This is a genomic window from Nocardia acidivorans NBRC 108247 (genome assembly GCF_001625085.1).
Classification (GTDB): domain Bacteria; phylum Actinomycetota; class Actinomycetes; order Mycobacteriales; family Mycobacteriaceae; genus Nocardia; species Nocardia acidivorans.
Window position 1 is genome coordinate 85,386 of the sequence record NZ_BDAW01000025.1, and the last position, 24,474, is coordinate 109,859.

General features: G+C 66.9%; 25 protein-coding genes and 1 pseudogene. 10 read left to right on the plus strand and 16 right to left on the minus strand.

Annotated features, from left to right (window positions below):
* Positions 1-4: 4 nt before the first annotated feature.
* Positions 5-781, plus strand: coding sequence for an IclR family transcriptional regulator (locus NA10_RS15475; RefSeq protein WP_067568571.1), 777 nt, complete (start codon positions 5-7; stop codon positions 779-781).
* On the opposite strand, the gene NA10_RS15480 is transcribed toward NA10_RS15475, so the two are convergent.
* Genes NA10_RS15480 through NA10_RS15490 form a run of 3 tightly spaced genes read right to left on the minus strand, consistent with a single transcriptional unit; the run spans position 778 to position 3,359 of the window.
* Positions 778-1,485 carry a hypothetical protein gene (locus tag NA10_RS15480; protein WP_067568528.1) on the minus strand — a complete coding sequence of 236 codons (708 nt, stop codon included), beginning with the start codon at positions 1,483-1,485 and terminating at the stop codon, positions 778-780. The genes NA10_RS15475 and NA10_RS15480 overlap by 4 nt on opposite strands.
* 32 nt (positions 1,486-1,517) lie before the next feature.
* Positions 1,518-2,135, minus strand: a complete 618-nt coding sequence (locus NA10_RS15485) for an isochorismatase family protein (protein WP_067568529.1) — start codon at positions 2,133-2,135, stop codon at positions 1,518-1,520.
* A gap of 9 nt (positions 2,136-2,144) precedes the next feature.
* Positions 2,145-3,359 (minus strand): CaiB/BaiF CoA transferase family protein, encoded by a 1,215-nt coding sequence (locus NA10_RS15490; RefSeq protein WP_067568572.1) that lies wholly within the window; start codon positions 3,357-3,359, stop codon positions 2,145-2,147.
* Positions 3,360-3,485: 126 nt separating this feature from the next.
* On the opposite strand from NA10_RS15490, the gene NA10_RS15495 reads away from it, so the two are divergent.
* Positions 3,486-4,409: a hydroxymethylglutaryl-CoA lyase gene (locus NA10_RS15495; protein ID WP_067568530.1), complete on the plus strand. Its 924-nt coding sequence runs from the start codon at positions 3,486-3,488 to the stop codon at positions 4,407-4,409.
* Between the two features lie 415 nt (positions 4,410-4,824).
* On the opposite strand, the gene NA10_RS15500 is transcribed toward NA10_RS15495, so the two are convergent.
* The 3 genes from NA10_RS15500 to NA10_RS15510 are packed head-to-tail and all read right to left on the minus strand — an operon-like array spanning position 4,825 to position 8,275.
* Positions 4,825-6,258 carry an MmgE/PrpD family protein gene (locus NA10_RS15500; protein ID WP_067568531.1) on the minus strand — a complete coding sequence of 478 codons (1,434 nt, stop codon included), beginning with the start codon at positions 6,256-6,258 and terminating at the stop codon, positions 4,825-4,827.
* Complete coding sequence (locus NA10_RS15505) at positions 6,255-7,091, minus strand: cyclase family protein (RefSeq protein ID WP_067568532.1); 837 nt, start codon at positions 7,089-7,091, stop codon at positions 6,255-6,257. The genes NA10_RS15500 and NA10_RS15505 overlap by 4 nt, the downstream gene beginning before the upstream one ends.
* On the minus strand, positions 7,088-8,275 hold the full coding sequence (locus NA10_RS15510) for a CaiB/BaiF CoA transferase family protein (protein WP_067568533.1): 1,188 nt from the start codon (positions 8,273-8,275) through the stop codon (positions 7,088-7,090). Before NA10_RS15510 ends, NA10_RS15505 begins: the two co-directional genes overlap by 4 nt.
* Before the next feature lie 105 nt (positions 8,276-8,380).
* On the opposite strand from NA10_RS15510, the gene NA10_RS15515 reads away from it, so the two are divergent.
* The gene (locus tag NA10_RS15515; protein ID WP_245677257.1) at positions 8,381-9,895 is read left to right on the plus strand and encodes a dihydroorotase; all 1,515 of its coding nucleotides are present in this window, start codon (positions 8,381-8,383) and stop codon (positions 9,893-9,895) included.
* Here NA10_RS15515 and NA10_RS15520 read toward each other — a convergent pair.
* Complete coding sequence (locus tag NA10_RS15520; protein ID WP_067568535.1) at positions 9,876-10,205, minus strand: MerR family transcriptional regulator; 330 nt, start codon at positions 10,203-10,205, stop codon at positions 9,876-9,878. The two genes, NA10_RS15515 and NA10_RS15520, sit on opposite strands and share 20 nt — an antisense overlap.
* A 149-nt stretch (positions 10,206-10,354) precedes the next feature.
* On the opposite strand from NA10_RS15520, the gene NA10_RS15525 reads away from it, so the two are divergent.
* Positions 10,355-10,777 (plus strand): Hsp20/alpha crystallin family protein, encoded by a 423-nt coding sequence (locus tag NA10_RS15525; RefSeq protein WP_067568573.1) that lies wholly within the window; start codon positions 10,355-10,357, stop codon positions 10,775-10,777.
* A 292-nt stretch (positions 10,778-11,069) separates the two neighbouring features.
* On the opposite strand, the gene NA10_RS15530 is transcribed toward NA10_RS15525, so the two are convergent.
* On the minus strand, positions 11,070-11,216 hold the full coding sequence (locus NA10_RS15530) for a DUF1059 domain-containing protein (protein WP_067568536.1): 147 nt from the start codon (positions 11,214-11,216) through the stop codon (positions 11,070-11,072).
* 200 nt (positions 11,217-11,416) lie between these two features.
* On the opposite strand from NA10_RS15530, the gene cyp51 reads away from it, so the two are divergent.
* Genes cyp51 through NA10_RS15545 form a run of 4 tightly spaced genes read left to right on the plus strand, consistent with a single transcriptional unit; the run spans position 11,417 to position 14,753 of the window.
* Positions 11,417-12,769: a lanosterol 14-alpha demethylase gene (cyp51, locus tag NA10_RS15535; RefSeq protein ID WP_067568537.1), complete on the plus strand. Its 1,353-nt coding sequence runs from the start codon at positions 11,417-11,419 to the stop codon at positions 12,767-12,769.
* Positions 12,770-12,808: 39 nt separating this feature from the next.
* Complete coding sequence (locus tag NA10_RS15540) at positions 12,809-14,053, plus strand: cytochrome P450 (RefSeq protein WP_067568538.1); 1,245 nt, start codon at positions 12,809-12,811, stop codon at positions 14,051-14,053.
* Between the two features lie 51 nt (positions 14,054-14,104).
* Positions 14,105-14,248 carry a hypothetical protein gene (locus tag NA10_RS36735; protein WP_157556531.1) on the plus strand — a complete coding sequence of 48 codons (144 nt, stop codon included), beginning with the start codon at positions 14,105-14,107 and terminating at the stop codon, positions 14,246-14,248.
* 43 nt (positions 14,249-14,291) lie between these two features.
* Positions 14,292-14,753 (plus strand): SRPBCC family protein, encoded by a 462-nt coding sequence (locus tag NA10_RS15545; protein WP_067568539.1) that lies wholly within the window; start codon positions 14,292-14,294, stop codon positions 14,751-14,753.
* Positions 14,754-14,799: 46 nt separating this feature from the next.
* On the opposite strand, the gene NA10_RS15550 is transcribed toward NA10_RS15545, so the two are convergent.
* From NA10_RS15550 to NA10_RS35630, 6 genes and pseudogenes are all read right to left on the minus strand, one after another.
* Positions 14,800-15,666 carry an alpha/beta fold hydrolase gene (locus NA10_RS15550; protein WP_067568540.1) on the minus strand — a complete coding sequence of 289 codons (867 nt, stop codon included), beginning with the start codon at positions 15,664-15,666 and terminating at the stop codon, positions 14,800-14,802.
* A 48-nt stretch (positions 15,667-15,714) separates the two neighbouring features.
* On the minus strand, positions 15,715-16,866 hold the full coding sequence (locus NA10_RS15555) for an MFS transporter (protein WP_169812586.1): 1,152 nt from the start codon (positions 16,864-16,866) through the stop codon (positions 15,715-15,717).
* A gap of 325 nt (positions 16,867-17,191) precedes the next feature.
* Positions 17,192-18,211: an AraC family transcriptional regulator gene (locus NA10_RS15565; RefSeq protein ID WP_067568543.1), complete on the minus strand. Its 1,020-nt coding sequence runs from the start codon at positions 18,209-18,211 to the stop codon at positions 17,192-17,194.
* A 115-nt stretch (positions 18,212-18,326) separates the two neighbouring features.
* Entirely contained in the window at positions 18,327-18,533 is a 207-nt protein-coding gene (locus tag NA10_RS15570; protein ID WP_067568544.1) for a CsbD family protein, read from the minus strand.
* A gap of 156 nt (positions 18,534-18,689) precedes the next feature.
* A complete protein-coding gene (locus tag NA10_RS15575) occupies positions 18,690-19,454 on the minus strand; it encodes a 3-keto-5-aminohexanoate cleavage protein (protein WP_307188394.1) in 765 nt (254 codons plus the stop codon).
* 167 nt (positions 19,455-19,621) lie between these two features.
* A pseudogene (locus tag NA10_RS35630) lies at positions 19,622-19,918 on the minus strand (aldehyde dehydrogenase family protein); the annotation flags it as partial.
* 177 nt (positions 19,919-20,095) lie between these two features.
* Here NA10_RS35630 and NA10_RS15585 point away from each other — a divergent pair.
* Positions 20,096-21,727 carry an ABC-F family ATP-binding cassette domain-containing protein gene (locus NA10_RS15585; RefSeq protein ID WP_067568547.1) on the plus strand — a complete coding sequence of 544 codons (1,632 nt, stop codon included), beginning with the start codon at positions 20,096-20,098 and terminating at the stop codon, positions 21,725-21,727.
* Positions 21,728-21,773: 46 nt separating this feature from the next.
* Here NA10_RS15585 and NA10_RS15590 read toward each other — a convergent pair whose 3' ends face one another.
* Positions 21,774-22,946, minus strand: a complete 1,173-nt coding sequence (locus tag NA10_RS15590; RefSeq protein WP_067568548.1) for a DmpA family aminopeptidase — start codon at positions 22,944-22,946, stop codon at positions 21,774-21,776.
* Positions 22,947-23,570 carry a TetR/AcrR family transcriptional regulator gene (locus NA10_RS15595; protein ID WP_067568549.1) on the minus strand — a complete coding sequence of 208 codons (624 nt, stop codon included), beginning with the start codon at positions 23,568-23,570 and terminating at the stop codon, positions 22,947-22,949.
* A gap of 276 nt (positions 23,571-23,846) precedes the next feature.
* Here NA10_RS15595 and NA10_RS15600 point away from each other — a divergent pair, with 276 nt between their 5' ends.
* The gene (locus NA10_RS15600; RefSeq protein ID WP_067568550.1) at positions 23,847-24,155 is read left to right on the plus strand and encodes a hypothetical protein; all 309 of its coding nucleotides are present in this window, start codon (positions 23,847-23,849) and stop codon (positions 24,153-24,155) included.
* The last annotated feature ends 319 nt before the right edge of the window (positions 24,156-24,474 follow it).

Genomic DNA, 24,474 nt, shown 5'->3' on the forward strand with positions numbered 1-24,474 from the left:
CGATATGGAATCCGACACCCAGAGCCGTTCCATCGCAGCCGTCGAACGCGCCATGGACGTGCTGCTGCTCTTCGGACGCAGCGGCCGGCCAGATCTCGGGGTCACCGAGATCGCCAATGAGCTCGGCATCACCAAAGCCGCGGTGCATCGCATCCTCACCGCCCTGCGCAGCCGGGATCTCATTGTGCTCGAGCCGACCACTCGGCGTTACGCGCTCGGGCATGCCGCGATGGCGCTGGGCCGGGCGTATTTGGCGCGCACCGATCTTCGCGTCATGGCCGCCCCCGAGCTGCGGCGATTGGCCTCGCTGACCGGCGAGACCGCGACCCTGTCCATTCGGCGCGGCGACACGCGCATGTATGTGGACCAGGTGGTGCCGGATCAGGAACTGCGCATGGAAGTCGCACTGGGACAACCGTATCCACTGCACGCGGGCAGTTCCTCCAAGGCGATTCTGGCCTATCTGCGCAAGGAGGAGATCGATGAATATCTGGGACGGCATGAACTGAGCGCCTTCACCGACGCCACCGTCACCTCGCAGCGCAAACTGCGCGCGGAGCTCAATACCATTCGCAAGCGCGGATACGCGGTCTCGCTGGGGGAGCGGCAGATCGGCGCGGCCTCGATCGCCGCACCGATTCTGGATCACGACGGCGGGGTGGTCGCCGCGCTGAGCGTCTGCGGACCGCTCTCGCGGTTCGAACCGCGCATGGACGAATACGCGCCGATCCTGCTCAAGGCCTCCGGCGCGCTCTCGACCCAACTCGGTTATACGGGTTAGAGATTCGCGCCCGGTTTGAATACGCCCAGCGCCGCGGCGGCGAGTACGCCGCCCCAGATGATCCAGACGTAGGGGAGGCAGCCGTTCACGCTGCGGCGCAGGATGTGCTCCACCTCCGGGTTCGAGCCTTCGGTCTGTAACCGGCCGAAGGCGGGTCCGAAGGGGCGCAGGGTGATTCGAATGCCCAGGCCCGCCGCGATGGCCGCGGTATAGAGCAGGATCTTGCCGCCCAGCCAGCGCGGATTGGTGGTGACGCCGAACGGGTCGTGCGCCACCAGGGTGTGGAGACCAGCGACGGTCATCGCCGTGATCACGGCGAATCGAATGATCAGATCGGCGCGATAGACGCTCGCGATGCGGCCGTGGGTGCGATGCGCGACAATCGCCAGGGTCAGCCACGCGGCGGCGAAGAGCCAGGTCGGAATCACGAACCACCAGGGGAACAAGGTGATTCCGAAGGCTTTCGCGCCGTGCGGATCCAGGGCCATGAGTGTCACGCCGCTGGGCAGGAACAGCACCAGGCAGATTTTCGGGCCCAGATCCAATCCGCTCATGATCGCCAGGGCGGTCGCGCGCGCCGGGGGCGTCCGGCGTGGATCGATGACGAAGCGGCTCGAATAGAAGACCCCGAGGTCGCCGCCGAGCCAGAACACGAACAGCGTCAGGTGCAGCAGGATCCACCATCCGTGATGATGCGGGCCCATGGAAATCCCTTCGGGAAGAGTGGAATTGCGAGTCAGCGCAGAATGCTCAGCGCACGGTCGAGGTCGATCACATCGGCGTACTTGGCATCGAGATCCAACAGGTTCGCCTCGTGCAGGCGGCGGTCGCGATCACCGCAGGCGTCCGCGACCACCAGGGGCCGGAAACCGTATTGCAGTGCGTCGGTGGCGGTGGCGCGCACACAACCGCTGGTGGTGAGTCCGGTGATCAGGACGGTGTCCACGCACTGCGCGGTCAGGGTCGCGGCGAGTGAGGTGCCGTGGAAGCCGCTGGCATACTGCTTGGTGACCACCACCTCGCCGGGGAGCGGTGCGGGGTCGGCAAGGAAGTCGCCCATCGGATTGCCCTCCTCGAACGCGTTGAGCGCCGGGACTTTTCGCCGGAACAGACCACCGTCGGCGCTGCCGGGCCGGTAGCTCACCCGGGTGAAGACGACCGGCCTGCCGACGTCGCGGGCTCGCTCGACCAACCGGGCGGTGGCCCGCACCGCCTCCTCGACCGGGGCGCGCAGTGGCGAACCGTCGGTGAGGTAGGCGGCGCACACATCGATGACCAGCACCGCCGGGCGTTCCCCCGCGCCGAGCCGGGCCGCGAAGCCGTGCCGGAGGTAGTCCTCGGACAGGTCGGACATGACATCGCCTCAGATCACGCCGGTGCCGGCCAGTTCGGCGAGCCGGTCCGGGTCCAGTCCGAGGATCGTGCCGTAGACCTCGGCATTGTGCTGGCCCAGCTCCGGGCCGGGATGACGCACCGAGCCCGGTGTCTCGCTCAGTTTGGGAAAGACGTTCTGCATGGGGATCTCGCCGAACTCCGGATGTGCCAGGCGCACAATGGCTTCGCGGGCCGCGAAATGCGGATCGGCGAACATGTCACGCGCGGTGTAGATCCGGCCCGCGGGCACCCCGGCCTCGTGCAGCAGATCCAGTAACTCCGATGCGGCCAGGGTGCCGGTCCACGCGCCGATGATGTCGTCGAGTTCGGCCATATGCTCGCCCCGGGTGGAGTGTGTGGCGAAGCGTTCGGTGGCGGCGAGTTCGGGCTGCCCCATGACCTTGGCCAGGCGCGCGAAGACGGTGTCCTGATTGGCCGCGATGAGGATCAGATCCCCGCCCGCGGTGGCGTACACATTGCTGGGGGAGACATTGGGCAGCACCGGGCCGGTGCGCTCGCGCTGATATTCGGTGATACCCCATTCGGGCAGCAGCGATTCCATCATCGCCAGCACCGCCTCGTAGATGGCGGCATCGACGATCTGACCGGCCCCGGTGCGCTCGCGATGATGCACCGCGGCCAGGGTGCCGATGGTGGCGAAGACCGCGGCCAGCGAATCACCCAGGGAGATACCGGTTCTGGCGGGCGGGCTGCCGGGATCACCGGTGGTGTAGCGGATACCGCCCATGGCCTCGCCGATCGAGCCGTACCCGGCGCGCGGTGCGTACGGGCCGGTCTGACCGTAGCCGGTGACCCGGGTCAGGATCAGGGCCGGATTGTCTTCCCGCAGCGTCTCGTAATCCAGGCCCCAGCGTTCCAGGGTACCGGGGCGGAAATTCTCGACCACGATATCGGCCTGCGCGATGAGCTCGCGCGCCAGGCGCTGACCGGCCTCGGTGCGCAGATTGCAGGTGACCGACTTCTTGTTGCGCGCCACCACCGGCCACCACAGTGAGCGCCCATAGGGCTTCTCGCGCCCCCACTCCCGCATCGGATCGCCCTGCCCCGGAGATTCGAGCTTGATGACCTCCGCGCCCAGATCGCCGAGCAGCTGCCCGCAGAACGGGCCCGCCAGCAGCTGGCCCATCTCGATCACCCGCAGGTCGGTCAGCGGTCCGGTCGGGGCGGTGGTGGGTTCTGCCATGCGGCCAACTCCGTTCTGTCGCACCGGCGGTGGCGTGCAGCGCGGCGCCGGGAAGAATGGATACAATGTATCCCGTAGCGAAACGGTGAGCAAGATCAGTGCGGAATCCGTCCGCGCGCGCACCGAATGCCCTGGCATCGAGGAGAATTCGTGGACACCACACTGGTCGAGGTCTCGCCCCGCGACGGCTTGCAGAATGAATCGCGAATGGTCTCGACCGCGGCGAAGATCGAACTGATCCGGCGATCGGTGGCGGCGGGCGTGCGCCGCATCGAAGCGGTGAGCTTCGTCAACGGTGCGCGGGTGCCGCAGATGGCCGATGCCGAGGCGGTTATGGCGGGCGTCCCGCGCGGTCCCGGTATCTCCTATGCCGGATTGGTTTTCAATGACCGCGGGCTCGATCGGGCGCTGGCCGCCGGAGTCGACGAGATCAATGTCGTGGTGGTGGCCACCGATACCTTCAGCAACCGCAACCAGGGCTGCGATACCGCCGAGGGCGTCCGGCGCTGGTTTCGCCTGGCGGAACGCGCCGCCGCCGCGGGACTGTGGCGGACGGTGACGATCGCCGCGGCCTTCGGCTGTCCCTTCGAGGGTGAAGTGCCCAAGTCCACCGTCCTGGACCTGATATCCCAAGTGGCCGAGGCGAATCCGGAGGAGATAGCGCTGGCCGACACCATCGGCGTCGGCACCCCCGATCAGGTCCGGCGACTGGTCCACGGACTGCGCTCGCTCGCACCCGATGCGCTGCCCCGCTGCCATTTTCACAACACCCGCAATACCGGCTACGCCAATGCCGTCGCGGCGCTGGAAGCCGATGCCCGCGTGCTGGACGCCAGTATCGGCGGCATCGGCGGCTGCCCGTTCGCCCCGGCGGCCACCGGCAATATCGCCACCGAGGACCTGCTGTACACCCTGGACCGCATGGGCATCGACACCGGTGTGGCCATCGGTGCGATCATCGACACCGCCACCTGGCTCGGCGACACCCTCGGCACCCCGGTCCCCGCCCTGCTCGGCCGGGCGGGCGTCTTCCCCCACCCGTCGCGGTAGTCGAAGGCCCGCGTCATCCGCCATGACATGGCGCGGGCATCATTCGCCGCGACCCGTGTCATCGTCGCGTATCGCGACCGGTGTCGTTTCCGCGTATCGCGACGGGTGTCGTTCCCGCGTATCGCGACGGGTGTCGTTCCCGCGTATCGCGACGGGTGTCGTTCCCGCGTATCGCGACGGGTGTCGTTCCCGCGTATCGCGACGGGTGTCGTTCCCGCGTATCGCGACCGGTGTCATCCCCGCCATGTCGCAACCGGTGTCATCCCCGCTCATCGCACCCAGGTCATCCCCGCGTATCGCGACCCATGGCGTCCCCACGCGCGGCGACCCTGACCGTCCGTCGGGGCGGCGGCCCGCCCGGACATGCGCTGGGATCGACCGTCGTGGTGGGCGGAGGGGCGTCCGCCGACCCTCGTCATCCCGGCGTGCTTTCGGCCGGGATCCACGACGTCAAACTCGCCAGCAACGCCGTCGGATCGGGCGCGTGCACCAGTCGATAGACGTGATCGGTCACCTGATCGGCCGCGGCCGGAGTGAGCGCGGACGCGGCGTTGAGGCGGAATTTGGTGGCCAGCTCCTCGGCGGAGAGCGGGTTGTCCGGGCCGCCGCGGTTCACGTCCACCCGCTCGGTGCACGTCTGGCCCGTGCGCAGGCGCGCGGTGAGCACCGCCGGGAACTGATGCGGAAAAATGCTGTCGCAGTGGCGATCCGGGACACAGTTCACCCGTGCGGCCAGGGCCAGGCGCTTCGGGTCACGGGCGGCGGCATCGGTGAAATCCTCGTGGAACAGTCCCAGGCCGCCACCGCCCAGGAGTGCGGCCGCGACGGTGTACGGTCCGGAGAACGCGGCGTGATAACCGGATTCGGGGCGGGCCTTGACCTCGGCGGGGAAGCCTATGGTGCGCAAAGCCGCTGTCGGCGCGCCCAACTCCAATTCCGCGATATCGTCCGGATCGATACCCCGCGCCCGCAGCCGCAGCGCGGCATCGATACCGGCGTGCGTGAAATGGTTGCAGGGGTACGGTTTGAAGAACACGCCCGGCAATTCCCACTGCTCGCCGAGATCTCGGCAGACGGCATCGATGTCGGCACTGTTACCGCAAAACGCTTGCAGCAGACCGAATCTCCCTTCGATCACCGTGGGCGGTCCGGTCATCCCGGTGCGAGCGAGACCGGCCGCGGTCACCCCGGCATGCGCCGCCCAGCCGCAGTGCACGCGTTTGACGGTGCCGCCGGTGCGATTGGCTTCCAGCAGACCCGAACCCATACTCGCGGCGATCCCCATGGCGTGCGCGATCCCGGCCGCATCGAGGTCCGAGAGCATTGCCGCGGCGGCGGCCGCGCCGACCGTGCCGCAGATGGCCGTGGCATGCAGGCCGCGTTCGAAGAATATCGAATTCCCCAGCCCGGCATCATATCCCGCCATGCCTAGGCGGATGGTGATCTCGATGCCGATGGCGACCGCATCCAGTAGCCGCGGTCCGGTGGTGTTCCGGGATTCGGCGACCGCCAGCGCGGCGGGCACCACCGAGGCCGAGGGATGCAGGACCGACGGCAAATGCGTGTCGTCGAAATCCATCGCGTGCGCGAGCGTCCCGCCGAGCAGTGCGGCGCTGGGCTCGGGCAGCGCGCCGGGCAGGCCGAGCGCGGTCGCCTGCGGTCGGCCACCCCACTCATCCACCAGGGTCCGCACCGCGACCGCGGGCGGAGTATGCAGCGCGGCAAGACTATTGCCGAGCACATCGAGCACCCGTCGGGCGGCATCGGCCCGCAAGTCCGCACCCACGCCTCGGGTTGCGGCGGTGTAGGCGAACGCGGCCAGCCGCTGGACCACCGTCGGTTCGCTCATCGCGACACCGCCGCGAGGGGACGCACCGGTGATCCGGTGCCACCGACAATGCGCAGAGGCGCGAGCAGGAAGACGAATTCGGTGAGTTCGGCGGCGGCCAACTCCTCGAGCGCCAGATGCTCGAGGATGTAGATCCCGGATTCGACCAGCAGGATGCGGTGCACCGGCAGGACGCTGTGGCCCGCACCGGGCGGAATGCACTCGTACGCGGTGGTATCGGATCCGGTCGCCACCACACCCTGTTCGGCCAGCCAGCGGGCCGCGCCCACACCCGCGCCGGGCACGCCCGAGGCGCCGCCCAGGTAGGCGTCCCGGTCGGTGAAATGGCGTGACCATCCGGTGCGGATCAACGCGATATCGCCCGGATTCAGTTGCGTTCCGGCCTGTTTCGCGGCTGAGCGCAGATCCTCGGCGGTGATCTCATATCCGCCGGACAGGACCTCGACATCATGCAGCCGCGCCACATCCAGCAGGACACCGCGCCGTATCAGCCCCGGAAGATGTTCGGCCCCGTGCCGGGTGAACGCGCCGCCGCGCTGCGCCTCATGCGCGTCCGCTCCACCGTGCAGCAGGCCCTCATGGCTCACATGACTGAGCGCGTCGATATGGGTTCCGACATGGCCGCCGGTCACAATGATCTCGTTCGCCGCCGACCCGCCGTCCGGGCGGACCATATCGCCGTGGCGGCGGATCAGGGTCATGCGAAAGCCCGGATGATTCGGTGAGCACGGCATACCGGTGAAGAACGGCTGACCCAGCTCGATGAGCCGCACCCCGGCGGTGACGGCCGCCACCAGTGGATTTCGGGTGGATACCTGGTTCGTCCCGCTCATCGCACCACTCCCGCCGCGCGCAACTGTGTCAGGCGATCCGCGCCGACACCGTAGTCGGCCAGCACCTCGGCGGTGTGCGCACCCAGGGGCGGTCCGGTCCAGCGAATCGCCCCGGGCGTCTCCGAAAGCCGGAAAAGGATGTTCTGCATGCGAATTCGTCCCAACTCCGCATCCGGCAGGCTGATGATCGACTCCAGCGCCCGGAACTGCGGATCGTCGAAGATATCGGCGGTGGTGTACACCGGCGCGATGGCGGCCTGCGCGTGCTCGAACGCCGCCACCACCTCCTCGGTCTTGCGGGCGGCGATCCAGGAACCGACGGCCTCGTCCAATTCGTCGGCGTGCGCGGCACGTTCGGCTCCGCTGGCGAACCAGGGGGCGCGCACCAGGTCCGGCCGCCCCACCAATCGCACCACCCGTTCGGCCACCGATTGGGCGCTGGTGGACACCGCGACCCACTCGTCGTCGGCGGTCCGGTACAGGTTGCGCGGTGCGTTGTTGGAGGATCGATTGCCCGTGCGCGGGGGCACCTGCCCGAGCTGATCGTAGGCGGTGATGTGCGGCCCGAGCAGGGTCAGCATCGGCTCGATAATGGCCAGATCGACCTGCTGTCCCCGCCCGGTCGTCTCGCGGGATCGCAGGGCGGTCATGATGGCGAAAGCCGTTGTCAGGGCGGCGATTCCGTCTGCCAGACCGAACGGGGGCAGCGTCGGCGGGCCGTCGGGCGCACCGGTCATGGCCGCGAACCCGCTCATCGCCTCGGCGAGGGTGCCGAATCCCGGGCGCTGCGCGTACGGGCCGATCTGGCCGAAAGCGGTCACGCGCGCCAGCACCAATCGCGGATTGATCTCGCACAGTGCGGCGTACCCCAGACCCCAGCGCTCCAGGGTGCCCGGCCGGAAGTTCTCGATGACCACGTCGGCGTCGGCGACCATGCGGCGGAACAACTCCTGACCCTCGGGTGCGCCGAGATACAGGGTCACCGACCGTTTACCCCGGCCGATCATCTTCCACCACAGGCCGATTCCGTCCCGCTGCGCGCCGTGGCCGCGCACCGGATCACCGCGCGGATGCTCGATCTTGATCACCTCGGCCCCGAAATCGGCCAGCAGCGTGGCCGCCAGCGGTCCGGCGAACAATGTCGCGATGTCGAGCACCTTGATTCCTGTCAGCGGCCCGGTCATGGCCAATCTCCCTATCCCCGAGTGTTTCCCACAGTGAAACTTTCGGGAAACCTGCGGCGTTGACTACCAGCGCATCGTACTGCGATGATCGCACAGTTGGTAAAGATGTTTCGCACAAGGAAACTGGAGACGGTAGTGGCCGACAATGATCTGGTGATCCGGAACGCCCGGGTGGTTCGGCCCGGTGACGCATCCACCGCACTGCCCGAACCACAGGACATCGTCGTCGCCGACGGCCGGATCATCCGGGTGGGCGCGGGCCTGGCGCAGGGCGCGGCCGAGACCGTCGATGCGGGCGGGCGGTTGGCTTTTCCGGGAGTCGTTGACGCCCATCAGCATTGGGGGATCTACGCCGACCTCGGCGATGACACCGAGACCGAGAGCCGCGCCTGTGCGCAGGGCGGCGTCACCACCTCACTGAGTTATCTGCGCACCGGGCGCTACTACCTCAACCGCGGCGGCTCGTACCGGGATTTCGTTCCCGAGGCGCTCGACCGGATGGCGGGGCGCGCCTACGTCGACCACGCCCTGCACCTCGCGCCGATGACGCGTGAGCACATCGCCGAGATACCGTTCCTGGTAGAGGAATTCGGCATCACCTCGTTCAAGATCTTCATGTTCTACGGTGGCCACGGACTGCACGGGCGTTCACACGACCAGGCGGACTTTCTGATGATCCCGCCCACCGAACGCTACGATCTGGCGCACTTCGAATTCGTCATGCGCGGTCTGCGCAGCGCGCGCGAGCGCTACGGCGAACTGATCACCCTGTCGCTGCACTGTGAAACCGCCGAAATCATGGCCGCCTACACCGAACTCGTCGAAGCCGACCGTACGCTGACCGGCCTGCGCGCCTACAGTGCGTCGCGTCCGGCGCATTCGGAGGGCCTGGCCATCACGGTGGCCTCGTATCTGGCCCATGAGACCGAATTCCCGAATATCAATCTGCTGCACCTGTCCTCGGACAAGGCCGTGGACGCCGCGCTGCGCATGGCGTCGGCGTTCCCGCATATCGACTTTCGGCGAGAGGTCACCATCGGGCATCTGCTCGCCGATGTGGACAGCGCGCACGGGATCGGCGGCAAGGTCAATCCGCCGCTGCGCGAACGCGCCGATGTCGAGGCGCTGTGGCGACATCTGCTGGCGGGTGATATCGATTGGGTGGTCAGCGATCACGCGTGCTGCCGCGCCGAGGAGAAGTTCGGCGACGATCCGCAGGATGTCTTCCTGGCCAAATCCGGATTCGGCGGGGCCGAGTACCTGCTGCCCGGACTGGTCGGGGAGGGGCTCGCGCGCGGACTGCCCCTGGGCCGCATCGCCGAATTGACCTCCGCCGCACCCGCCCGCCGCTACGGGCTCACCGATAAGGGCTCCCTGGACCCCGGCGCGGATGCCGATATCGTGCTGGTCGATCCGCACGCGCGGTGGACCGTTCGGGCCGCGGACTCCGAATCCGCCCAGGAATACACGCCTTTCGAAGGCTTCGAGATGAAGGCCCGGGTGACCGATGTCTTCCTGCGTGGTCGCCGCATCGTCCGCGACGGCCACATCGAGGGCACGCCGCGCGGCCGCTATCTGCGCCGGGTACCGGCCGCGACCGTCACGAACGCGCGGGTCTGAGCGCGAGCTCCGCGCGCACCCGCAGCAGTTCGGCCGCGAGTACGGCATTGGCGTCCTCGAGCTCGAGGATCCGGGCGATCGCGGCGAGATTGATGCCCTCGGCGGCCAGGGCGATGATGCGCTGCAATCGCACCAGATCGTCCCCGCTGTAGCGGCGGGTGCCACCGGCGCTGCGGGCGGGCAGGATCAGGCCGTGCTGTTCATAGAGCCGTAGCGTCTGCACCCCGATGCCGGCCAGCTCGGCGGCGACCGAGATCGCGTACACGGCGCGGCTCGAACCCGGTAGGTGCTGTTCAGGGGGATGCGGCATGGGACTCCTCAGGATCGCCGGGTCTCCGGATTAGATTACCTGTGCTTCAATCTTGCACTCTCCTGGTGCGAGTGCTAAATAATATCTATGTCAGATGACAGAGGTTATCTGAACAAGAGACTATGAGATTGGAGTGAGAGGTGGCGACCATGCTGATGCGCACTGATCCGTTCCGTGATCTGGATCGATTGACGCAGCAGGTGTTCGGCACGGCGGCCCGTCCCGCGGTCATGCCGATGGATGCCTGGCGCGACGGCGACGAATTCGTCGCCGAGTTCGATCTGCCCGGTATCGATCCGGAATCCCTGGACATGGACGTCGAACGCAATGTGGTGACGGTCCGGGCCTCGCGCCCCGAATTGGATTCCGGACGATCCATGCTCGCCGCGGAGCGCCCGCGCGGCGTCTTCAGCCGCCAACTGTTCCTGGGTGAGAGCCTGGATACCGAGAAAATCCGCGCCGACTACCGAGATGGTGTGCTGCGCTTGACGATTCCGGTGGCCGAGAAGGCCAAACCCCGCAAGATCGAGATCGCCCGCCATGACGGCGACCGGCAGGCGATCAACGCCTGAGCGTTCCTGAAACTTTCCGTCGCGGGGTGGGTCCGGTTGATCGGATCCCGGTCCCACCCCATTGGATCGGGGAATTTCCATGAGAGTGTCTTCGCAGACCGCCGACCGCGCACATCGCGGCGGTCGACGTGACGAACCGCGGCGTCGTACTGCCGCAACGGATTCCGATGATGTGCCGGTGGTGTACTGGCCCGAACCGAGTCGGCTGGATTCCTGGTGGAACGCCGTGATGCAACCCGCTGGCGGTCATCGCTGAAGTGCGTGGTCGCACTCAGTAGGCGATGAAGAGGATTCAGTGGGCGATGAAGAGGATTTCGTCCCGGGTGTAGTCGTGGGTCGGGTGCCGTTCGGCCAGATGCGCCAGCGTGCGCTCGACCAGGTCGTTTTCGTCTTCGCCCCGAATATGTTCTCCGCAGGGGCAATTGAGTCTGGTCTTCATGATTCGCCGCGGACACCGGTCATGTCGAATTCCACTCCTCGTGCGCGGGCGCGTCGATCTTGGTTCGGGCGTTCTGAAATATAGTTCCCGCTTCCGACCGGGCGCAAGGGCTGTGCGGGCCTTGTTCTGGACTTCCATTCGTAGTACCGTCCGGACACGTGTCTGGGGTGCCGAGGTGGTCGCCCGGAGAGGAATTTCCCATGCCAATGGTCAAGCCGCGACGGGTCTCGGGCGGTGCGGGCGAGCACGGTCATCTCGAGGAGTTCCGGACCGATCCGATCGCGTTGATGGGGCGGGTGCGCGCCGAATGCGGGGACGTGGGGTCGTTCGAACTCGCCGGGCGTGATGTGATCCTGCTGTCCGGGTCCGAGGCGAACGAGTTCTTCTTCCGCGCCAGCGACGAGGATTTGGATCAGGCGGCGGCGTATCCGTTCATGAAGCCGATCTTCGGTGAGGGTGTGGTGTTCGACGCCAGCCCGGAGCGGCGCAAGGAGATGCTGCACAATCAGGCGTTGCGGGCGGATCATATGCGCGGGCACGCGGTGACCATCGCGGCCGAGGTGGATCGGATGCTCACCGGATGGGGGGAGCAGGGTGAGATCGATCTGCTGGAGTTCTTCGCCGAGTTGACGATCTACACCTCCTCGGCGTGTTTGATCGGCAAGAAGTTCCGCGACGAGCTCGATGGGCGGTTCGCGCATCTGTATCACGAGCTCGAGCAGGGCACCGACGCGCTGGCGTATGTGGATCCGTACGCGCCGATCGAGAGCTTCCGCCGCCGCGATGAGGCCCGCGTCAAGCTGGTGGAATTGGTGCAGGCGATCATGGACGGGCGGGCGGGGAATCCGGTGTCGGGCAAGGACTCTCGGGACATGCTCGATGTGCTGATGTCGGTGCCGGATGAGAACGGCGCGCCGCGGTTCTCGGCCAGTGAGATCACCGGGATCTTCATCTCGATGATGTTCGCCGGGCATCACACCACGTCGGGGACCGCGGCGTGGACCATTATCGAGCTGCTCAGGCACCCGGAGGTATTGGCGAGCGTCGTGACCGAACTCGACGAGTTGTACGCCGACGGTTCCGAGGTCAGCCACAATGCGCTGCGGCAGATTCCGAATCTGGAAGCGGCGCTGAAGGAATCGCTGCGATTGCATCCGCCGTTGATCATCCTGATGCGGATCGCGCGCGACGAGTTCGAGGTGTGCGGGCATCGCATCGCCCCCGGGGACATGGTGGCCGCGACCCCGGCGATCTCGAACCGCATCGGCGAGGACTTCCCCGAACCGGACCTGTTCGATCCGAGCCGGTACCTGGATCCGCGTCAGGAGGACATCGTCAACCGCTGGACATGGATTCCGTTCGGGGCGGGTAGGCACCGCTGTGTGGGCGCTCCGTTCGCGCTGATGCAGCTCAAGGCGATCTTCTCGATCCTGTTGCGGGACTGGGAGTTCGAGTTGGCCCAGCCCTCGGACACCTATCGCAATGATCATTCGAAGATGGTGGTGCAGCTGCAACAGCCGTGCCGGGTGCGTTACCGCCGCCGTCAGCGGTGATCCACCGGTTCCAGACAGCGTTGTCCTCAGGAGGCTGATTTGTCCGCGCCCGCATTGCCCGCCGGGTTCGATTTCACCGATCCCGCACTGTGGGAAACCCGGAATCCCGCAGCGGAATTCGCGCACCTGCGGCGCACCGCCCCGGTCTGGTGGAATCCGCAGACCGACGCGCAATCCGGCGGATTCCACGACGGCGGCTACTGGGTGGTGTCCAAACACGAAGACATCAAAGAGGTCTCGCGCAATCCCGGATTGTTCTCCGCGCAGCGCAAGGGTTCGATCATCCGGCTACCCGGTGCCGTCACCGCCGAGCAGATCGAGCTGACCAGCGCGATCCTGCTGAATATGGATCCGCCCAAGCACACCAAGATTCGCCGGATCATCTCCAAGGGCTTCACCCCGCGCGCGATCGAGGGCCTGCGCGCGGCACTGACCGACCGGGCCGCCGCGATCGTGCGGGCCGCGAAGGCTTGCGGCGGTGGGGATTTCGTCGAACAGGTCGCCTCGGAGTTGCCGTTGCAGGCAATCGCCGAACTCATCGGGGTGCCGCAGGCCGACCGGCACAAACTGTTCGAGTGGTCGAATCAGATGCTCAATTACGACGACCCCGACTACGGCGACACCACCAGCACCGACAGCTCGACCCGAGCCTCGGTCGAACTGCTGGGCTACGCCTGGAATATGGCCGAAGACCGGCGCGGGAACCCGGTCGAGGACATCGTGAGCCGACTCGTGCACGCCGATATCGACGGTGAGGCACTGGGTTCGGACGAATTCGGCTTCTTCGTCATCCTGCTGGCTGTCGCGGGCAATGAGACCACCCGCAATGCCATCACGCACGGAATGAAGGCGTTCGTCGACCATCCCGAGCAGTGGGAGCTGTACCGCCGAGAGCGCCCGGCGACCGCCCCCGACGAAATCGTGCGCTGGGCCACCCCGGTGACGGTATTCCAGCGCACCGCCACCGCCGACACCGAACTCGGCGGTCAGCGCATCCGGGCCGGTGAACGCGTCGGGCTGTTCTACGGCTCAGCCAATTTCGATGAGGACGCCTTCGAGGACCCGTTCACCTTCGACATCCTGCGCGACCCCAATCCGCACCTGGCCTTCGGCGGCACCGGACCGCACTTCTGCGTCGGCGCCAACCTGGCCCGCCTCGAAATCGATCTGATGTTCAATGCCATCGCCGACGTCTTGCCCGACCTGCGCGAAGTTGCGCCCCCGCAGCGGCTGCGCAACGGGTGGATCAACGGTTTCAAACACTGGCAGGTCCGCTACACCTGATTAGCGCACGCCCCCCGGTTTGATTTCGCGATGGTCGGCAATGCCTGACACATGATCAATTCACGCTCTTCCGCCGACCCCGAGGACACCGACACCGAACGGGACGACAACGAGCCCGAGGCCAGAGACGACGCTCCGGCGAAAACCGAAGATCAGGCCGCGAATATGGACTACGAGGGCGATATCCCGCAGTGATCGCCCTCGTTTAAGCCCGGTTGTCACGGGTAGCCGCCCGACTATGAGCACCGTAACCGCTTCAACCGAAGTCAAGGCACCCATCCGAACCGTGTACAACCAATGGACCCAGTTCGAGTCCTTCCCGGAGTTCATGACCGGCGTGGAACAGGTCCGGCAGATCGACGACACCCATACGCACTGGAAGGTCAAGGTCGGCCCCGTCGAGCGCGAGTTCGACGCCACCATCACCGAACAGCATCCCGACGAGCGCGTCGCGTGGCGGTCCGACAGCGGACCGGAGCACGCGGGCGTGGTCACCTTCCATCGCATCGATGACGAAACCACCCGGGTCACCACCCAAATGGCGGTGGATCCCGAGGGGTTCGTCGAGAATGTCGGCGACAAACTGGGACTCCTCGACCACCGGGTCAAGGGTGATCTCCAGCGCTTCAAGGCCTTCATCGAGGAGCGCCCCGGCGAGACCGGGGCTTGGCGCGGCGATGTGCCGCGCCCAGGGTTGTGATCTCGCCGTCGAACGAATCGCGCGGGCGCCGCCCGTGATTCGCGGACTATCCGACCTGGCGGGCCAGGAAGTCGCGAATCAGGGTGGCGATCTCGGGGCCGTGGGTCTCGAGGGCGAAATGCCCCGCGTTCAGCAGGTGGAGTTCGGCCTCGGGGATATCGCGCAGGTAGGCGCGGGCTCCATCGGGGCCGAAAATCTCATCGTGCTCGCCCCAGGCGATCAACGTCGGCGGGCGATGCTCGGCGAAGTATTTCTGGAAGTCCGGGTAACCGTCCAGATTGTTCTTGTAGTCGGCGAACAGCTGGAGCTGAATCTCCTTGTTGCCCGGCCGATCCAGGTAGTGCTGGTCGAGGATCCAGGTATCCGGGCTGACCCGGTCCAGCCGGTCGGCCGGAACACCATGGGTGTACTGCCATTTCGTGGCATCGAGTTCGAGGAGCTTGCGCACCGCGGGCTCATGGGTGGCACGGTCGGCGGCGTGCGCGAACAGCACCTCCCAGAACGGGGTGAACCCCTCCATATAGGCATTGCCGCTCTGGGTGATCAGTGCGCTGACCCGCTCGGGATTCCGCGAGGCGATGCGCAGGCCGATCGGCGCGCCGTAGTCCTGGATGTAGAGCGCGAAGCGTTCGATGCCCAGGGTGTCGAGCAGTTCCAGGGTGATCTCGGTGAGCTTGTCGAAGGTGTACTCGAATTCGTCCACCGCCGGCATCGCGGACTGCCCGAACCCGATATGGTCCGGCGCGATCAGATGATATTCCGCCGCGAGCGCGGGAATCAGATTGCGGAACATAGCCGAGCTGGTCGGGAAGCCGTGCAGCAGAACGAGTGTCGGCTTGGCAGGGTCGCCCGCCTCGCGATAGAAGACGGGCAGGCCCTGGATCTCGGCGGTGTGATGGGTGACAGTGGTCATGATGTTCTTCTCCGGTTTCTGGTTGTCGTACTGAGCGGTGAAAGGGGGTCAGGCCGCGGTCGCGGCGAATTCGGGTGTGCGAGCAGGGATGAGCAGCAGTGCCGCGCCGACGCTGAACAGCAGGCCGAGCGCGAAATAGCCGCGGTAGCTGTCGGTCAGCGCGTGCAGTGAACCGGCCACGGCCAGCCCCGCGGCGGCGGCGAGTTGGTGGATCACCCAGGCGGGCGAGAGCGTGCGACCCATACGGGCGGGATCGAGGCCGCGGGATACCACCGCCATGGTCAGCGGCACGATCGGGAAGGACGCGGCACCGAACAGCACCGCGACCGCGATCAGGGTGGGCGTCGCGCTACTCGAAACCGCCAGCGCGAGGGCGACAATCCGCACGGCGTACAGCGCCTGTAGCAGGTGTTCAGCGCGGTAGCGGCGTTGCAGCCGGACCATGGCGGCGGAGGTGAGTCCGGCCGCCAGTGCGGCCAGGGCCACCAGCCGGCCCGCGCCCACCACGGACCAGCCCGCTTCGACCGCATGCTTGGGCAGCATCAGGATCACCACGTAGAGGGTCGCCGAATGCAGCCCGAAGGAGATCAGCACCCGCCCTCGACCGGCCAGCGATTCCGCCTGTCCGGCAAGGGGATTGGTCACCCGGTCGCCGGGTAGCAATGCCCACAGTATGCCGGTGACGGCCAATCCGACGGCGCCGAGCACCCCGTAGGTGGCCCGTACGCCGAGAGGTTCGAACAGTGCGGTGGCGGCCCAGGGCCCGATCAACTGGCCGAGATTGATGCCGACCGCGGCCCTGGTCAGTGCCGGGCCGACCTGACCGCCGAGCGTCCGTCCGATGAGCGTGGTGATCGTCAGGGTAGACGAGGCCGCGAACCCGAGGCCGCCGAGAAGCATGTAGGCGGTGACGAATTGCCAGGTCTCCCGCACCAGGGCCAGGGCGAGATAGCTGGCGCTGATGAGTGTCAGCCCGCCGATCAGCACCGGTTTGGCCCCGGCGCCGTCCAGAAGTCTGCCGACGAACGGTTGCGCCACCCCGGTCACCGTTGTCCCGAGCGCCGCGGCCACCGCGAGCGCCGTCGCACTCACCCCGTACGAGGCGGCGGTCGGTGCGAAGAACACCCCCATGGAGAAGTTCAGCCCGAACGACACCGTCATCGCCGCCAGCCCCGCCCACGCCACTTGATCGCGTCGCACGCCCATCACTTCCTCACTGTCCGAATGCTTTTGACCAGCGCAAGCAGAGCGGATCGCCAAGATCTCGACAATCTCGCATCGACTCGTTCTAACCAGTCATCGACGTTTTAAAGGTTATGCACAGTGCGAAAATTCCCGGTCTCGGAAAATTTCCTCGCGGGCCGCCGAATGCCCTGGTGGACAAGCGATTCGCGTCACCGGGCCTGCACCATGAATCTATGGCCGGTTCGATCGCGGATCGCCGGACACTATGCGCCGCGATCCGGTCCCGCCCCGCCAACCCAACCGGTTGGCAGTAAGTGCGCCGCGGGTCGTGCCGCCCGGTTCACGCGCCGCTGGGCACGCCGCGGCGGAAGGCGTCCGGATTGGTGCCGGTCCAGCGCTGGAATGCGCGGCGCAGGGCGCGGGCGTCGGTGTAGCCGACACGGGTCGCGACCGATTGCAGGGGGAGCGCGGTCTCGCGCAGCAGATCCACGGCATGGCGGTGGCGGGCCGCGTCGACCTCCGCGCGCCAGCTGGTGCCCTCCTCCTGCAAACGGCGTTGCAGGGTGCGCGGGCTGGTGGCCAAACGGCGTGCCACATCGGCGAGATCCAGCGCACCCGCCGCCATCGATTGATGCACAGCGGCACGGAGTTTGTCGTGCCAGGTCGGGGCCGCATGCGCGGCGGCAAGGGAGAGTTCGGCATGGCGACTCAACAGCGCGCCCAGGCGCGGGTCGCTTCCGGTGGGGAGCGCGCCGACATCGAGGAAGGTGATTTCGGAGTGGGGTGCGTCGAAATCGATATTGCCGGTACCGAATTCGTCCACGAGATAGCCGCGCCCCGGTCCGGGCGGCTGGGTCAATCTGACCCGTACCGGTGCGACCTGCCGCCCGACGGCGGCGCGTACTCGCCGCAGCATGACCGCGAGCACGAAGACCTCGACCGGGGCGAGCACCGCCTCGGGTTCCACGGCCACCGCACAGCGGATCGTGAGCAGGCCACCGTCCTCGATCACCTCCCAGCCGACGCCCGGATCGGTGACCACCGCACGTAGCTCCATCACCGTGCGCAAACTCTCGGCGAGCGTGGGCCGACTGGAGAACAGGTAGTCCCACACATGCAGCCCGTCGCGATCGGCCTGCTCGGCCGCCAGCAGACCGGCGCGAGTTCCGGCGCCCGCGCGGAAATCGATCAATTCCCACACCCGCCAGACCGATTCGGTCGGCACCCGCAACAGATCATCACCGAAGGTGGCCGGATCCAGCCCCGAGGAATGCGCCAGATGCACCGGCGAGACACCGATCCGGCGGGCGGTCGCCCAGATGAGTGCGGCGGTCCGTGCCGGGATGGTGTGGTCGATCACCGGCGCAGCATAGGTCAGAGTTCGCGGCGACCGCGGGCTCCGGTGCGCCGCTTCGCTGAACGCGAACGGCCGCCGAGCTGGGTAGCCCGGCGGCCGCGGGATATCCGCGTGTCAGCTAGCGCTTGAAGGCGTTCTTCACCTTGTCGACGCCTTCTTCGACGGCATCCTTCACATTCTCCACCGCGCCCTTGAGCCCGGACTCGGCCTGATCGGCCTTGCCTTCCGCGCGGAGGGAATCATCGTCGGTCAGATTGCCGGCGGCCTCCTTGGCCTTGCCACCCAGCTCCTCGGCCTTGTTGCTGATCTTGTCACTCAGAGACATGGAACCCTCCGAATCGATTGATCGCACCCGACGGTCGGGCCAAGATCCACCGTACAGCTACTCGATGGTTAATGTCGCGGGGGCGAGGTGTGCGGGCACGGCCCCGAGCGGACGAGTCGGGTCAACAGACGCTGTCTATAAGGTGGGTGCGGTCGGTTATCGAGACTGGTCGTCTGTCTGGGCGATGAGGTGACGAGCGGCTCGGATCAAGTCGGCATTGCTGTCGGCCGGGGACTCGTCGGGTAGGTGAAGGACGTCCTCGAGACCGATTCGGGTATCCAGGCCCCGGGCGGCGGCCATTGCCAGGATCGTCCAGGCCGAGCTGTCCTGTCCGTGAAGCAGGATCGGTACATCGGTCACCGTGGTCAACGTGTCCAGGAGAACGGCGGCTGTCTGTCGGGCGGTGGACGGGTCGGTGTCGGTGACTTCGGCCAGAATGCGCAGGACCCGGTGGGCGTGCGGCCAGTCGAGGAACAGCCGGGCGGAATCGGTTCCGGACCAGATCCCGGCCTCGATCCCAATTCCCTTGGCCAGCAGCGTCTCCGCGACCACGGCGGCACCGTCCTCATGCCAGTTCACCGAGGCATGATCCGGTAGCACGGTCCACCCGCTCACCTGGGCGACACGCTGGTGGGTGTCCTGGGCGGTCCACGCACCGGTGGTTACGCCGATCTGGACGCCCGGCACTGCCGCCCGCACCGCCGTCACTGCGGCGGCGACATGGTCGGGCTCCAAGGTGTCGTGCCCGGTGGAGTCCTTGGGATGCAGATGAATGTCCGCGGCTCCGGCGCGAACCGCGTCCCGGGCCGCTGCCGCCAGCTCGGCAGGGGTCACCGGGAGGGAGGTGAATTCGTGTCGACGTCGGGCACCGTTCAGGCATACCTGCAGCATGTGACCAAGTCTTTCAGATGACGGTGACATGAATGGGGTCTCTGTAACCCACGGCCATGACGGGTGGGTCAGATCGGTTGTCCGGCAGGGCAACTGGATCTTCGCCCGACAAGCGTACATGCGTGGCCACGGTTCGAACGGCTGGCCCCCCGCCTTCGCTGGACGGGCTCACCCACGGCTCGAGACACAGATCGTTGTCATAGTTGCAGTGACTTCACCTGAAGATATTCTTCATACCCCAGTCGGCCTTGGCAGCGGCCGTAGCCGGATTGTCCGTAGCCTCCGAAGGGGGCGTCGGGGAGCATTTTGTAGCCGTTGATGTCGACTTGTCCGGTGCGTATGCGCAGCGCGGCGGTGACGGCGGGGTCGTGGTCGCCGGAGAACACCGCGCCGCGCAGGCCGTAGGGAGAATCGTTGGCGATATCGACAGCGTCCGCGTCGCCGTCGTGGGCGATGATGCTCAGCACCGGGCCGAAGATCTCCTCCCGAGCGATGGTCTGCCACCGGCCAAAACTGTACTGAAACTGGAATTTTCGGACGTCGCGGTGTGGCAAGGTGCCCCTGACCGTGGCGTTCGCCGGGGAATAGGTAAAATCGGTGGTTCTTGTGTGTCGTGAGGGCGCACAGTCGAGCAGTTATCCGTCAGCACACCCACGCACGAGGAGACGTTTGTGATCACCGCGACCGACCTGGAGGTCCGGGCCGGAGTCCGCACCCTGTTGACGGCGCCCGGGCCGGCGCTGCGGGTGCAGGCCGGTGATCGCATCGGTTTGGTCGGGCGCAATGGCGCCGGGAAGACCACCACGCTGCGAATTCTGGCCGGTGAGGGAGAACCTTACGCGGGCAAGGTGATGCGGTCCGGGGATTTGGGGTATTTGCCGCAGGATCCGCGCGAGGGCAATCTCGATGTACTGGGGCGGGACCGGGTGCTGTCGGCGCGTGGGCTGGACACGCTGATCCGCGATATGGAGAAGCAGCAGACCATTATGGCCGAGGTGGCCGATGATGCCGCCCGCGATAAGGCCGTGCGCAAGTACGGGCAGCTCGAGGACCGGTTCTCGGCGCTCGGCGGATACGTCGCCGAGAGTGAGGCGGCGCGGATCTGCAGCAGCCTCGGACTGCCGGATCGGGTGCTCGCGCAGCCGCTGCGCACGCTCTCGGGCGGTCAGCGCCGTCGAATCGAATTGGCGCGCATCCTGTTCGCCGCCTCCGACGGCAGCGGCGGCAAGTCCAACACCACGCTGCTGCTGGACGAGCCCACCAACCACCTCGACGCCGATTCCATCACCTGGCTGCGCGGCTTCCTGCAGAGCCACGAGGGCGGGCTCATCGTCATCTCCCACGATGTCGAACTGCTCGGCGACGTGGTGAACAAGGTCTGGTTCCTCGACGCCGTGCGCGGTGAGGCCGATATCTACAACATGGGCTGGCAGAAATACCTCGACGCCCGCGCCACCGATGAACAGCGCCGCCGGCGCGAACGCGCCAATGCCGAGAAGAAGGCCGGCGCGCTCAAGCAGCAGGCCGCCAAACTCGGCGCGAAGGCCACCAAAGCCGCTGCCGCACACCAGATGATCAAGCGCGCCGAACGCATGCTCTCGGAGGTGGACGAGTTGCGCGTGGCCGACCGGGTTGCCCGCATCAAGTTCCCCAACCCGGCCACCTGCGGCAAGACCCCGCTCATGGCCGAGAACCTGACCAAGATGTACGGGTCGCTGGAGATCTTCGCGGGCGTGGACCTGGCCATCGACCGCGGCAGCCGCGTGGTCATCCTCGGGCTCAACGGTGCGGGTAAGACCACGTTGCTGCGCCTGCTCGCCGGGGCGGAACAGCCCACCGCGGGCAATCTGGTCCCGGGCCACGGCCTCAAGGTCGGCTACTTCGCCCAGGAGCACGACACTCTCGACGACAATGCCAGCGTCTGGGAGAACATCCGGCACGCGGCTCCCGACGCCGGTGAGCAGGACCTACGCGGACTGCTCGGCGCGTTCATGTTCTCCGGTCCGCAGCTGGATCAGCCCGCGGGCACGCTCTCCGGCGGTGAGAAGACCCGTCTGGCGCTGGCCGGTCTGGTCTCCTCCGCCGCGAACGTGCTGCTGCTGGACGAGCCGACCAACAACCTCGACCCGATCTCGCGTGAGCAGGTGCTGGACGCGCTGCGCAGCTATGCGGGCGCGGTCGTACTGGTCACCCACGATCCGGGCGCGGCCGAGGCGCTCAATCCCGAGCGGGTCATCATGCTGCCCGACGGCACCGAGGACCACTGGTCGCAGGAGTACCTGGAGCTCATTCAGCTCGCCTGAGCCGAGCGGGCACCGACTGCCGAATGGCAGTCGGTGCCATTCACGGTCAGTGCCGTTCCGCCAGAAGCTCTTTCAGCTGATCATGCGGGAGCGCGGGGGAGAAGTGCCCATCGCGCCCGGTCATATCGGTATTCACGATGAGCGCGTTCAGCACCGCCTCCTCGACCGCGTCGACCACGGCCGCATAGAACCGATCCATCCGATTCCACGGCAGCCGCGTCGTGGTGATCAACTCGTCCGCGCTCGGATCCCCCACGGGGAAGCCGGTTTCCGCGGGCCGGTCCCCGGCGGTGGAGAAGGCCAGGAACAGATCACCGGAGAACAGACTGCCCGTGGTTCCGGTGCGGCCCAGGCCGAATGGCACGCGCCGCGCCATCGCCGTGCATTGCAGCGCGTGCAGCGGTGCGTCGGTCGCCACGATCACGATGACCGATCCGGCACCGCCCGGCGCGGCGGGCGAGCGGTCCGGCGCGGTGCCCCAGGAACCGGACTCCTGCGGATTGCCCGCTGTGATCCGGGAGCCGATTCGCCGACCGGCGACCGTAAGTTCGTGGCGCGAACCGAAATTCGCCTGGAGGAACACCCCGACCGTGTAGGTCCGCGCCCCGAACTCGACCAGCCGTGAGGCGGTCCCGCTGCCGCCCTTGAACGCATAGCAGTTCATGCCGGTCCCGCCGCCCACCGAACCCTCCTGGAGGGGACCGGATTCCGCCGCGTCGAGTGCCTCGGCCACGATCTCCGGCGTCACGTGACCGCCGTTGATGTCATTGAGATACCCGTCCCAGGTCTCAGCGCAAACCGGTAGCAACCATTGCCGCGCCAAGTCCGGATGCCGCCGATTGATCCACTCGATCGTCCCGGTGTGACTCGGCCCGATCGCATGGGTGTTGGAAATGGTGATCGGCGTGGTCAGCTCGCCCACCTCGTCGATCCATGCGGTGCCGGTCATTTCGCCATTGCCGTTGAGCACGTACCGCCCCGCCGCGCAGGGACGGCCCACCCCGGCGCGCCCGCGCGGCAGGATCGCGGTCACGCCCGTGCGCACCGGGCCCGCACCGCGCCGCAGCGGGCCCTCTCCCGCGATGAGAGTGCGGTACCCGACCTCGATGCCCGGAACATCGGTGAGGGCGTTCCACGGCCCGGTCCGTCCCGGCAGGTCGATACCCAGCCCCCGCGCCCGGGGGCGGCCGTCGGGTGAAAACGCTTGCGGGTCGGTCATCTACAGCTCCTTCGGCGGCGTGACGATATCCGGGCAGCAGGTGGCGGTGCACGCGTAGGAGCAGATCAGCCGGGCGGCACGGGCTTTGGTCATGGTCCGGTTGCCGCCCACGATATGCAGGCCGTAGGCGTCCTCGAGGGCCACGAAATTGGCGGCCACGTCCAGGATGGGCGCGTCGATCAGGAAATGTCCCTGTGCCACACCGACTTCCAGGGCGGTCAGATACAGCGCCACCTGCTTCTCGAACAGCGAGGTGATCAGATCTCCGTGCGCGGCGGCGATATTGGTGTACCCCTCCAGCCGGTACAGCGCGACGACGAGGGCATCGGCATCGGATTCCGGCAGACCCGCCCAGATGAGCGCGCCCAGTTTGCGGCGCGCGTCGATGATCCCGGTGACCATTTCCAGGCGCTCGGTGAAGAACCGGTCGCCGGCCTCGCGATGCACCGTGCGCAGCAGATTGTCCAGGTCTTCGAAGTAGTAGTGCACGGTGCCGGGGGAGACGCCCGCGAACTCGGCGACATCCCGGATCCGCACCCGGCCGACACCGCGATCGGCGACCGTGGCCAGTGCCGCGTCCAGGATCGTGCGGCGGGCCCGCTCCTGATTCTTCTGTCGCGCCATCGTTGCCCCTCCCGCATTCATTGACGTGCGGTTAAGTGATCGGTATATCCAATACCAGGTATTGCCAGCGATGCAGGCTCATTCTTCGATTGTAAGTCAGAGAAAGGCCGCATGATGACGACTCCCGTACCGACCGGCCGCAATGCCGACGACGATGAACGATCCAGCTACCGGCAACAACTCTCGCGCGCCCTCGGCGTAGGCGAGAACATTCTCATCACGCTCTCGGCCGTGACACGGCCTCGAGCGTCTTCCTTTCTCGCAGTTGAGCGGTAAATGGGTCGGCGTCGCGGTGATCGTGGGACGACCGGGGTCGCGGTGCTCAATATCAAGACCAATGCCCGGGTCACCGGCGTCTTCCTCGCGATCGAGGTGGCGGCCATCGCGGTGCTGGTCGTGCTCGGCTTCGCGAATGTGGAACGTGGTCTGTCCGAATGGCTTCGGGTGACCACCGGCGGACCGGACCGTCTCACCCGGGTCGGGGCCAGCGCGCTGGCGCTGTGCACCCGTGCTGGCAGACACCCGTCGCGGCCACGGTGCTCACCGGTGCCATCGCCGCGATCGCCGCCGCCACACTGCCTTTGAGTTGGTTGATCACCGCCACCGGCGCCGGATTGATCGTGGTTTACTTCCTCGTCGCGGCCCCGCGGGTGCGCGGCGAATCCTCCAGGGGGACCCGTCGAATGCCGCTGTGGCCGCTGCCGCCGCTGCTCGTCCTCGGCGTGATGGGCTATGCCGCATGGAGTTTGGGACGAGATTCCGCCTCGCAATCGATGGTCGCGGGGGGCCACCCTGCTGCTCGGATTCGCCTACTACCTGGCCTATCCGCGACCGCGGCCGGGTGAGCGCCGGGTACTCCCGGAACCGATTTGCGAGGATTGAGGTGACTCCGATCACAATGATT

What these genes read in the sequence shown, in the direction of transcription:
- NA10_RS15570 (WP_067568544.1), bottom strand. Translation starts at nt 18,533, where the DNA reads ATGTCTCTGAGTGACAAGATCAGCAACAAGGCCGAGGAGCTGGGTGGC.
- NA10_RS15500 (WP_067568531.1), bottom strand. Translation starts at nt 6,258, where the DNA reads ATGAGCGAACCGACGGTGGTCCAGCGGCTGGCCGCGTTCGCCTACACC.
- NA10_RS15595 (WP_067568549.1), bottom strand. Translation starts at nt 23,570, where the DNA reads ATGGCGCGACAGAAGAATCAGGAGCGGGCCCGCCGCACGATCCTGGAC.
- cyp51 (WP_067568537.1), top strand. Translation starts at nt 11,417, where the DNA reads ATGCCAATGGTCAAGCCGCGACGGGTCTCGGGCGGTGCGGGCGAGCAC.
- NA10_RS15475 (WP_067568571.1), top strand. Translation starts at nt 5, where the DNA reads ATGGAATCCGACACCCAGAGCCGTTCCATCGCAGCCGTCGAACGCGCC.
- NA10_RS15520 (WP_067568535.1), bottom strand. Translation starts at nt 10,205, where the DNA reads ATGCCGCATCCCCCTGAACAGCACCTACCGGGTTCGAGCCGCGCCGTG.
- NA10_RS15510 (WP_067568533.1), bottom strand. Translation starts at nt 8,275, where the DNA reads ATGACCGGGCCGCTGACAGGAATCAAGGTGCTCGACATCGCGACATTG.
- NA10_RS15480 (WP_067568528.1), bottom strand. Translation starts at nt 1,485, where the DNA reads ATGGGCCCGCATCATCACGGATGGTGGATCCTGCTGCACCTGACGCTG.
- NA10_RS15485 (WP_067568529.1), bottom strand. Translation starts at nt 2,135, where the DNA reads ATGTCCGACCTGTCCGAGGACTACCTCCGGCACGGCTTCGCGGCCCGG.
- NA10_RS15490 (WP_067568572.1), bottom strand. Translation starts at nt 3,359, where the DNA reads ATGGCAGAACCCACCACCGCCCCGACCGGACCGCTGACCGACCTGCGG.
- NA10_RS15545 (WP_067568539.1), top strand. Translation starts at nt 14,292, where the DNA reads ATGAGCACCGTAACCGCTTCAACCGAAGTCAAGGCACCCATCCGAACC.
- NA10_RS15575 (WP_307188394.1), bottom strand. Translation starts at nt 19,454, where the DNA reads ATGTCACCGTCATCTGAAAGACTTGGTCACATGCTGCAGGTATGCCTG.
- NA10_RS15525 (WP_067568573.1), top strand. Translation starts at nt 10,355, where the DNA reads ATGCTGATGCGCACTGATCCGTTCCGTGATCTGGATCGATTGACGCAG.
- NA10_RS15550 (WP_067568540.1), bottom strand. Translation starts at nt 15,666, where the DNA reads ATGACCACTGTCACCCATCACACCGCCGAGATCCAGGGCCTGCCCGTC.
- NA10_RS15600 (WP_067568550.1), top strand. Translation starts at nt 23,847, where the DNA reads ATGGGTCGGCGTCGCGGTGATCGTGGGACGACCGGGGTCGCGGTGCTC.
- NA10_RS15515 (WP_245677257.1), top strand. Translation starts at nt 8,381, where the DNA reads ATGTTTCGCACAAGGAAACTGGAGACGGTAGTGGCCGACAATGATCTG.
- NA10_RS15495 (WP_067568530.1), top strand. Translation starts at nt 3,486, where the DNA reads ATGCCCTGGCATCGAGGAGAATTCGTGGACACCACACTGGTCGAGGTC.
- NA10_RS15530 (WP_067568536.1), bottom strand. Translation starts at nt 11,216, where the DNA reads ATGAAGACCAGACTCAATTGCCCCTGCGGAGAACATATTCGGGGCGAA.
- NA10_RS36735 (WP_157556531.1), top strand. Translation starts at nt 14,105, where the DNA reads ATGATCAATTCACGCTCTTCCGCCGACCCCGAGGACACCGACACCGAA.
- NA10_RS15505 (WP_067568532.1), bottom strand. Translation starts at nt 7,091, where the DNA reads ATGAGCGGGACGAACCAGGTATCCACCCGAAATCCACTGGTGGCGGCC.
- NA10_RS15590 (WP_067568548.1), bottom strand. Translation starts at nt 22,946, where the DNA reads ATGACCGACCCGCAAGCGTTTTCACCCGACGGCCGCCCCCGGGCGCGG.